We start from the raw sequence: 9,400 nt of genomic DNA, 5'->3' as shown, positions 1-9,400 counted from the left end.
GGGTGGAGCAGCACGGTAGCTCGTTGGGCTCATAACCCAAAGGTCGCAGGTTCAAATCCTGCCCCCGCAACCAAATGGTCCCGTGGTGTAGCGGTTAACATGCCTGCCTGTCACGCAGGAGATCGCGGGTTCGATTCCCGTCGGGACCGCCATTTTTATTAAGTAATTCTTTAAGAATTTGAGATAAGCAAAGAAGGTCGAGGAAGCAATTGAGTAAAGGAAGGAGCGTACTAACGTACGTGACTGACTGAACGAAAGAAGCTGACAAAGAGATTCAAAGCTTAGCACAAATTCAATGTGGCTCAGTAGCTCAGTCGGTAGAGCAAAGGACTGAAAATCCTTGTGTCGGCGGTTCGATTCCGTCCTGAGCCACCATATTGCGGGTGTAGTTTAGTGGTAAAACCTCAGCCTTCCAAGCTGATGATGAGGGTTCGATTCCCTTCACCCGCTCCAATTTGTGGGCCTATAGCTCAGCTGGTTAGAGCGCACGCCTGATAAGCGTGAGGTCGATGGTTCGAGTCCATTTAGGCCCACCATTCCGAAGTAGCTCAGTGGTAGAGCACCGCACTGTTAATGCGATGGTCGTAGGTTCGAGTCCTACCTTCGGAGCCAATCTGGGGAAGTACTCAAGTGGCTGAAGAGGCGCCCCTGCTAAGGGTGTAGGTCGGGCAACCGGCGCGAGGGTTCAAATCCCTCCTTCTCCGCCAGATGTAAGGCCCCTTGGTCAAGCGGTTAAGACACCGCCCTTTCACGGCGGTAACACGGGTTCGAATCCCGTAGGGGTCATTTAAAAAGATGCGCTATCTTCGGGATAGCGTGTTTTTTTATGGAGAAATGTCGAATTGTAACGAAACATGACAGACAAAATTCATACAAGCATTTTTATAAACAAACAACCGCAATTGCTAAATGCAATTGCGGTTGTTTTTCATTCTATAATAAGTAGCCGATCAATAAACCTATGCCGAGTAAGAATCCGAATAGTGTATTTGTTAATGCTGTATCTTTCATAGCCGGCATTACTTCCAGTGGGTGTTCTTTTGTTTTGAAAACTTGGATGGCATTCACTGGTTTCTTTACGCTTAAGATCACAAGTAGTGCCCAAGGCGTTACAAGGTTTAGAATAACTAATATTAAAATCCAAATGTATGAAATTACGAACAGGGCTAACAAGACATTAACTGCTCGTTTGCGACCGATTAAGATGGCCATCGTTTTTCGACCACTTTCTTTATCACCAACTAAATCGCGAATATTATTGGAGAGCATAATTGCTGCAACCAGTAACATACTGGGTATAGACAATAATAGAGCAATGGTCGTTATTTCACCTGTTTGGATATAAAATGCGATGAGAACAATGAGCATTCCCATAAATACACCTGAAAATAATTCGCCAAAAGGTGTGTACGCAATCGGGTAGGGACCGCCTGTATAGAAATAGCCGATCGCCATTGACACGGCACCAACGACTGCCAACAGCCAAGTGGTTTCGATACATATGTATATCCCTAAGATAATTGAAACTGCATAAAGCAGTAACGCGAGCTGCATAACTGTTTTTGGTTGAACGCCATTTCTGACGATGGCTCCACCAATTCCCACAGACTTCTCATTATCTAAACCTCTTGTAAAATCATAATACTCATTAAACATATTAGTTGCTGCTTGGATGAGCATACTTGCAACTAGCATTGCTAAGAATAAAGGCCAGTGTATATCTGTATAAGAAATTGCAATCATTGTACCTAGAAACACCGGAACAAATGATGCAGTTAACGTGTGAGGCCGTGTTAATTGCCACCAAATACGCCAGCCACTATCAGCTTTTAAATCGTGTGACATATAGTTTCCGCTCCTTCGTCTTTTTTCACCTCTCTCATTGTACTTCATCCACTTAATTCTGTGTAGATTGTTTGCTTAACGGGTGCTGAATTGTCAATAAAGAGGTATGATAGAAGGTAGGATATTAAAGGGTCCTCATATGTTTATGAAGTCCTAATTACGGAGGGAAGCTGGATGAAACGAAAGTCATTTACATCCACAGAATATGTAGTCGAGGATTATTCTTCGGACGTACATTTTTATACAGAAACAATTGAAGTGAATGGATTATCCTCTGTTGCTTTCTTTGAAGCAGGAGAGTCATATAAAGGTCAACGATTTTACTGGCAAAACCGTGAAAAGACATTTACATTAGTCGGACTTGGACATGCTCATGTCATTACAAGTTCGTCAGAAGAAAATCGCTTTGCAGAAGTGGATAAACAATGGAATGTATTATGTTCTAAAATCGTGAATGAAGAACATGATTTACAGCCAATTTTGTTTGGAGGGTTTTCATTCGATCCAGCCAATAAATTATCTTCCGAGTGGGATATGTTTCCTTCGGCTTACTTTGCTGTGCCTTCTTTTCAACTCGTTATTCGTGATGACAGAGTATTTATCAGCATCCATTTAATCACGAGTGATAAAAATTCACAACTTCAATTCGATCGGTTGCGAGGTGAACGGGATGACCTGATTCATGCAGCACAGGTCAAAGAATTGAAACCTTATGCAAAGCCTCTATTAACTCAAATGGATGAGCGCTTCAAAGAGTTGTATATGGATGCAGTTTCACATGTCACGAAATTTATTCATGCCGGAGAAGCTCAAAAAGTTGTCATAGCACGTTCATTGGCACTGACCTTTGCTGAAGAAGTGAGTTCACCATCCGCCATGTATCATATGTCTAAAGAGCAACCAGAAAGTTTTCTATTTGGTTTAGAGCTTGCAGATAATTTGTTTTTTGGAGCGACACCAGAACGCTTAGTGAAAGTGGAAAATCGACGAGCATTATCCACTTGCTTAGCTGGATCTGTTAAGCGGGGACAAACCGCAACCGAAGATCAGCAATTAGGCAATGATTTACTGCAGGATTCAAAAAACAGGGAAGAACATCAATACGTGGTAGATATGATTACAGGTGTTTTCAACCAATATTGTGATGATGTTAAAGTGCCTAAATATCCAAAATTGATGAAAATCAGGGATATCCAGCATCTATATACACCTGTGGAAGGGAAGTTGCAAAAAGGTCAAGGACTATTGCAACTGGTGAAAGATTTGCACCCAACGCCGGCTTTAGGTGGAGAACCCCGAGGAGATGCCATGGCTATAATTAGAATGGTTGAGCAAATGAATCGTGGATACTATGCTGCTCCAGTTGGATGGATAGATGCAGAAGGAAATGGTGAGTTTGCTGTTGCGATCCGTTCCGCGTTATTAAATAAAACGCACGCTTACCTATATGCTGGTGGAGGTATTGTTGCGGATTCGGATCCGACTTCAGAATATGCGGAGACGTTAGTGAAATTCAGGCCGATGTTACGCACGCTTGGAGGCAAATTACATGGATAATCGTGCAATGTTAACTGAGTATGTACACTCAATTGTACAAGCCTTTCTCCAGGCAGGCGTTAAAGATATCGTAATCAGTCCAGGTTCTCGTTCTACTCCCTTGGCTTATGCATTCAGTCTTACAAAAGAATTCAACACGTATATGCAAATCGATGAGCGATCCGCTGGTTTTTTTGCTTTAGGAATGGCAAAAGCTAAACAGAGTCCAGTTCTTTTACTATGTACGTCCGGAACAGCCGCAGCCAACTATTTTCCTTCTATTGTAGAAGCGAACTATGCGAGAATTCCACTTATTGTTTTAACGGCAGATCGTCCGCATGAACTTAGGGAAGTGGGAGCACCTCAAGCCATTGATCAAGTTCAATTGTATGGAAAACATGTTAAGTGGAGTGTGGACTTTCCTTTGGCTGACGACCATAAAGAGACGATTCCATTTATTGTCCGTCATACGGGGAGGGCCATTGCATACGCAAAGGCTGCACCAATGGGACCAGTCCATATGAACATCCCTTTCCGTGAACCTTTACTGCTTGATTTTGACTATCAAATAGAAGCTTCTTCTTTTCAAAAATCATTACCAGGGGCTATCGTTTCTTCACAGTCCCATTTGGATTTTGTTGAACAGACGATTACTCAAGCAAGACGTGGTTTACTCATAGTTGGGGAGCTATCGGCAGACACTGATAAGACTGAGTTTTGGGCTTTTGCTAAGTCAATCCAGTGGCCTGTATTGGCGGATTCACTTTCTCAACTTCGGACAGGCGTCCCACAAGAATGCCAACACTTACTCATTGATCAATACGATGCACTTCTGAAAAGTGAACACTTTAAACAGTCCATTGTTCCCGATGTAGTTATTCGCTTTGGTGCCCAACCAGTATCCAAACCGCTATTGCTATTTTTGAAAGATGTACAGCCTGAAATCTATATTGCGGTGGATGAAGATCCTTTGTTCAGGGATTCATTAGGTGTTGTGACTCATCATGTACACTCCGAGGCCCAAGCGTTGTGGAAAGTGTTAAGTAACATTCAAGAGAATGAAGCTCTTTCAAAATGGACAGAGGCTAATACGATTGCTACAAAGCACGTTGAGAGATATATTAATGAACAACACGACGAAGGTGCGCTAGCAGGTCAGCTCTTTAAACATTTGCCTGATGGGAGTGATCTTATTTCAGGCAGCAGTATGCCAATCCGTGATGTAGATACGTTCTTCAATCAAACTGATAAAGACATATCGATTTATGCTAACCGGGGAACGAATGGAATTGACGGTGTCGTTTCCACTGCTCTAGGTATTCAGCAGGCGAGAAAAAGACCTGCGACTTTATTGATTGGGGACATCTCGTTCCTGCACGACAGCAATGGATTACTGGTTACACGTTTCCATGAAACTGACCTCACCATTGTTGTTATGAATAACGATGGTGGCGGCATCTTCTCGTATTTGCCTCAGTCCACCGAAGAGACGTACTTCGAAAAATTGTTTGGTACGCCAACCGGTTTGACGTTCGATTCAATTGCCACCATGTATGAAGCTGAATATTTTGCTGTGGAATCAAAAGAAGATTTTACACAAGCTTTAACAACGCCAAAACAAAAAGACTTACGAATCATTGAAGTAAAGACCAATCGGCAACAGAATGTTTTAACACATCGTCAGTTATGGAACGGAATTACTGAGGAGTTGGACCGAAAATGGAACAACTAGTCGCAACCGTTCGAGGAGTAAAAGTTAGTTATTCCATCACCAACAGAGAAGTTTCGGAAACAATCATCTTTTTACATGGATTTACTGGAAGCACGAAAACATGGGTCCCGATTATTGAACAATTACCTGATTCTGTCCGTTGCATTACAGTCGATTTAATGGGACATGGTAAAACCGATTCACCGAGTGATGCAAATCGTTACATCATGTACGAACAAGTGATGGATTTACACGAACTTTTTCTATTTCTGAATGTTACTAATTTCACCCTCGTTGGTTATTCTATGGGAGGACGCATTGCGCTTGCTTATGCACTTGCATTTCCTAAGCATGTTAAGCAGCTAGTACTGGAGAGTGCATCTCCAGGTTTACAATCAGAAGCTGACAGACTGGCCCGAATAACTGCAGATGAAAAATTAGCGGAGAAAATGGAAAGTGAAGGTCTTTCATCTTTTATTGATTTTTGGCAGGACATTCCTTTATTTCATTCTCAAAAAAAGTTAGGTGAGATAAAGCTTCATTCCATCAGGGAAGAGCGAATGCAACAAGCTGTTTTGGGATTGGCTAATAGTTTAAAGGGAATGGGAACCGGCAGACAGCCTTCTTACTGGTCCAGATTGAATGAGTTGAAAATCACTGTCATCATAATCACAGGTGAACTCGATGAAAAATTTACGATCATTGCCAAACAAATGACAGAACTCATTCGATATAGCCAGCATCTTGAAGTTTCAGGGGCAGGACATGCAATACATGTGGAAAATCCCGTTCAGTTTGCTACAATAATATTGGAGCAAGTATTAGAAAGATTTTGAGGAGGAAGAGTATGACACGTCAATGGGTATCAGAACGTACATATGAAGATATTAAGTATGAAACATATAACGGTATTGCGAAAATTACAATTAACCGTCCGGAAGTAAGAAATGCTTTCCGACCTAAAACAGTTAAAGAATTATTGGATGCATTTACTTATGCACGCGATGATTCAAAAGTAGGCGTTATCGTATTAACGGGTGAAGGCGAAAAAGCTTTCTGTTCAGGTGGAGACCAGTCCGTTCGTGGACATGGTGGATATGTTGGGGAAGATGAAATCCCACGTTTGAACGTTTTGGATTTACAGCGCCTGATTCGTGTTATTCCTAAACCTGTAGTGGCAATGGTAGCGGGTTATGCCATCGGTGGCGGACATGTACTGCATGTCGTATGTGATTTGACGATTGCTGCAGACAACGCGATCTTCGGACAAACTGGACCGAAAGTGGGATCGTTTGATGCAGGATACGGCTCAGGATATTTAGCTCGTATTATCGGTCATAAAAAAGCACGTGAAATCTGGTACTTATGCCGTCAATATGACGCACAGGCAGCACTTGACATGGGCTTGGTTAACACTGTAGTTCCTTACGCACAATTAGAAGATGAAACGGTTCAATGGTGTGAAGAAATGCTTTCAATGTCACCTACAGCCCTTCGTTTCCTGAAAGCGGCAATGAATGCAGATACAGATGGTTTAGCAGGTCTGCAACAAATGGCTGGAGATGCGACACTTCTTTACTACACGACAGATGAAGCAAAAGAAGGCCGCGATGCCTTTAAGGAAAAACGTAAACCTGACTTCGGTCAATTCCCACGTTTCCCTTGATAATAACAATTTTCTAGCTGTCCTTTTATGAAGGGCAGCTTTTTCTAAAGGTGGMTATAAATCATGTACCCTAACTGGCTAGCACAACGGGTCAAAACGACTCCGAACCGCAAGGCATTAACATTTGGACAACATTCCTGGACGTTTCAACAGCTTTTCGACGAAGCAATAAATTTAGCTGGTTCACTTAAGACAGTTGGAATTGACAATGGAAATCGCGTAGCCATTCTATCACCATCAAATCCTTCTTTAATTGTTACAATCCATGCCTGTTGGCAATTGGGCTGTGAAGTTGTTCTATTAAATGAACGATTGTCTGATGGGGAACTTGACAATCAAATTAACGATGCACAGCCAACTCTTTTGTTAGTCGAAAAAGACTATCAGGCAAGAGTGGCTAACCACCCATCATTGACATTGGACGAACTGGCAGAAAAGGCTTCCAGTAAATTCGAGATAGAAGATGAATGGCCAATCGATCGTACCATGTCCATTATGTATACATCCGGTACAACGGGAAATCCAAAAGGTGTTCGTCAAACCGTCCGAAACCATACCACGAATGCAACGGCTTCAGCGTTTAACATGGGGATACAATCAAATGATGTATGGCTTTGTACAATGCCAGTCTTTCACATAAGCGGTTTATCCATATTCATTCGCTCCGTATTATATGGAATGGAAGTGAAGCTCTATTCAAAATTCGACTTGGTAAAAGTGGTCGACGATTTAGTAGATGGACAGGTCACGCGTATGTCTGTTGTCTCCGTTATGTTAGAACGGATTTTAAGGGAATTAGAGGAGCGGGATGCGAAAGTATCTCCTTGTTTACTGACGATGCTAGTGGGGGGAGGTCCTGTTCCGAGCAATTATTTAGAGCGAGCTATTTCTCGTGGTATCCCAATACTGCAAACTTATGGAATGACGGAAACGTCCTCCCAAACAGCAACGCTTGCTCCTGAAGATGCGGTCAGGAAACTAGGGTCTTCTGGCAAACCATTGTATTTGAGTTTCATTCGAATCGATAAAGCATCAAAGCCATTTGAAGAAGGAGAGATTTGCATACGTGGCGGGCATGTAACACCTGGTTACATTGGCAGTCATACAACTACGGCATCCCAAGTAAAAGGATGGCTTCATACCGGCGATATTGGCTATTTCGATGAAGAAGGATATTTATTTGTCGTCGACCGACGTTCTGATTTAATTATTTCCGGCGGGGAAAATATTTACCCAGCAGAAGTGGAGAATGCGATTCTTCAACATCCACAGATTCGGGAAGCCGGAGTTTGCGGAATGAGTGACGAGAAGTGGGGACAAGTACCTGTAGCCTTTATTGTCAGTGATGAGGATATGACATTGGCATCATTACAGGCATTTTTACAAGCCAAATTAGCACCTTATAAAATGCCGAAAGCATTATATCAAGTCAATGCTATGCCAAGGAATGCATCGAATAAATTACTTAGAAGAGAGCTGAGAGCGTGGTTAATATCCAAATCAAGCAAGTGACGTTATATCACGTATGTGTACCGCTAAAGCAAACGTTTTCTACTCATTTACAGGAAGTGGTGGAACGAGAGAGTATCTTGCTTGAAGTAATGGATGTCGACGGTACAATCGGTGTAGGCGAATGTGTTGCATTTACTTCCCCGTGGTACACCGAAGAAACAGTGGACACTGCTTGGAACACGCTTGAAAATTGGATAATCCCAGCTTTGTTGAATCAATCTTTTTCACATCCAAACCAATTAGACGCCGCTTTAGAGAAAATAAAACGTAATCATATGGCAAAAGCGGCTTTTAATCATGCAATATGGGATATTTATGCCAAGAAATTGAACCAACCTCTATGGCAAGTAATCGGCGGAACAAGGCCCGTTATAAATGCCGGAATAGTGGTAGCTGCTGCAACTGAAAAAGCCATGATGGAAGAAATCGAAACCGCAGTAAAAACCGGGTATAAACGGATAAAGTTAAAAATTTCTCAAAACACAGATCCAAAACTCATGAAATTAATTATCGCACAATACCCTCAAATGTTATTCTTCGCCGATGCGAATGGAGCATTCACAGAAAGAACACTGGACCACTTAATCGCATTCGACGATTGTGGTTTTGCATTAATCGAACAACCTTTTTCAGAACACCATAATCGCTTGTCTGCTGAAGCTCAACGAATAATGAAAACGCCATTTGCCCTGGATGAAAGTATTGCAAGTTTAGCAGATGCCCAGGATATGATTGAACGCAAGTCTGGGAAAATAATTGTGATGAAACAAGGCAGAGTTGGTGGCCTAACTGCTGCTCTTCAAATTCATAATCAATGTGTCATAGCAGAAGTACCAATTTGGGTGGGTGGTATGATTGAATTTGGCGTTTCAAAAGCATTCAATTTAGCTTTTGCTTCATTACCAGGAGTTAAGTTTCCAGGAGATTTCAGTTCATCGACTCACTTTTGGGAGAAGGATTTGGCGACTCCACCCATCGATGTATGTGATGGTGAAATCGAACTCACTAATTTACCAGGTGTCGGAGTATCTTGGAATCATGCCATTCTACAGCAATTCGAAGTGCAAACCAAGCTATTTAAATGAGTAAAACCACGGAATGAAAGCCAGTAAAACCACGGAATGAAAGCC

The 9,400-nt window shown here is 42.2% G+C and carries 7 protein-coding genes and 7 tRNA genes; 13 read left to right on the top strand and 1 reads right to left on the bottom strand.

Features of this window, described 5'->3' with window-relative positions; translation table 11 throughout:
- Positions 1–76 precede the first annotated feature (76 nt).
- The 7 genes from AC1DSL_RS14125 to AC1DSL_RS14095 all read left to right on the top strand — a co-directional run bounded on the left by AC1DSL_RS14125 (position 77) and on the right by AC1DSL_RS14095 (position 786).
- A tRNA-Asp gene (locus AC1DSL_RS14125) sits at positions 77–152 on the top strand.
- 147 nt (positions 153–299) lie between these two features.
- Positions 300–375 (top strand) — tRNA-Phe (locus AC1DSL_RS14120).
- A 4-nt stretch (positions 376–379) separates the two neighbouring features.
- Positions 380–453, top strand: a tRNA-Gly gene (locus tag AC1DSL_RS14115).
- Positions 454–459: 6 nt separating this feature from the next.
- A tRNA-Ile gene (locus AC1DSL_RS14110) sits at positions 460–536 on the top strand.
- Between the two features lies 1 nt (position 537).
- Positions 538–612, top strand: a tRNA-Asn gene (locus AC1DSL_RS14105).
- A gap of 4 nt (positions 613–616) precedes the next feature.
- Positions 617–707: transfer RNA gene (locus AC1DSL_RS14100), tRNA-Ser, on the top strand.
- A 7-nt stretch (positions 708–714) separates the two neighbouring features.
- Positions 715–786 (top strand) — tRNA-Glu (locus tag AC1DSL_RS14095).
- A 147-nt stretch (positions 787–933) separates the two neighbouring features.
- Here the strand turns inward: AC1DSL_RS14095 and AC1DSL_RS14090 are convergent.
- Positions 934–1,845 carry a 1,4-dihydroxy-2-naphthoate polyprenyltransferase gene (locus AC1DSL_RS14090; RefSeq protein ID WP_477532643.1) on the bottom strand — a complete coding sequence of 304 codons (912 nt, stop codon included), beginning with the start codon at positions 1,843–1,845 and terminating at the stop codon, positions 934–936.
- Positions 1,846–2,019: 174 nt separating this feature from the next.
- Here AC1DSL_RS14090 and AC1DSL_RS14085 point away from each other — a divergent pair, with 174 nt between their 5' ends.
- The 6 genes from AC1DSL_RS14085 (at position 2,020) to menC (ending at position 9,355) form a co-directional block, all read left to right on the top strand.
- Complete coding sequence (locus AC1DSL_RS14085; RefSeq protein ID WP_477532642.1) at positions 2,020–3,402, top strand: isochorismate synthase; 1,383 nt, start codon at positions 2,020–2,022, stop codon at positions 3,400–3,402.
- Positions 3,395–5,113, top strand: coding sequence for a 2-succinyl-5-enolpyruvyl-6-hydroxy-3-cyclohexene-1-carboxylic-acid synthase (gene menD, locus AC1DSL_RS14080; protein ID WP_477532641.1), 1,719 nt, complete (start codon positions 3,395–3,397; stop codon positions 5,111–5,113). The genes AC1DSL_RS14085 and menD overlap by 8 nt, the downstream gene beginning before the upstream one ends.
- The gene (menH, locus tag AC1DSL_RS14075) at positions 5,101–5,928 is read left to right on the top strand and encodes a 2-succinyl-6-hydroxy-2,4-cyclohexadiene-1-carboxylate synthase (RefSeq protein ID WP_477532640.1); all 828 of its coding nucleotides are present in this window, start codon (positions 5,101–5,103) and stop codon (positions 5,926–5,928) included. Before menD ends, menH begins: the two co-directional genes overlap by 13 nt.
- An 11-nt stretch (positions 5,929–5,939) precedes the next feature.
- Positions 5,940–6,758 (top strand): 1,4-dihydroxy-2-naphthoyl-CoA synthase, encoded by an 819-nt coding sequence (menB, locus tag AC1DSL_RS14070; protein WP_016426539.1) that lies wholly within the window; start codon positions 5,940–5,942, stop codon positions 6,756–6,758.
- Positions 6,759–6,821: 63 nt separating this feature from the next.
- Positions 6,822–8,270: an o-succinylbenzoate--CoA ligase gene (locus AC1DSL_RS14065; RefSeq protein ID WP_477532639.1), complete on the top strand. Its 1,449-nt coding sequence runs from the start codon at positions 6,822–6,824 to the stop codon at positions 8,268–8,270.
- Complete coding sequence (gene menC / locus AC1DSL_RS14060) at positions 8,243–9,355, top strand: o-succinylbenzoate synthase (RefSeq protein WP_477532638.1); 1,113 nt, start codon at positions 8,243–8,245, stop codon at positions 9,353–9,355. The genes AC1DSL_RS14065 and menC overlap by 28 nt, the downstream gene beginning before the upstream one ends.
- Positions 9,356–9,400: the final 45 nt, after the last annotated feature.

The organism is Paenisporosarcina sp. P4_D4 (genome assembly GCF_056401835.1).
The sequence above is the reverse complement of the archived record's forward strand: the minus strand, read 5'-3'. Positions and strand labels throughout refer to the sequence as shown.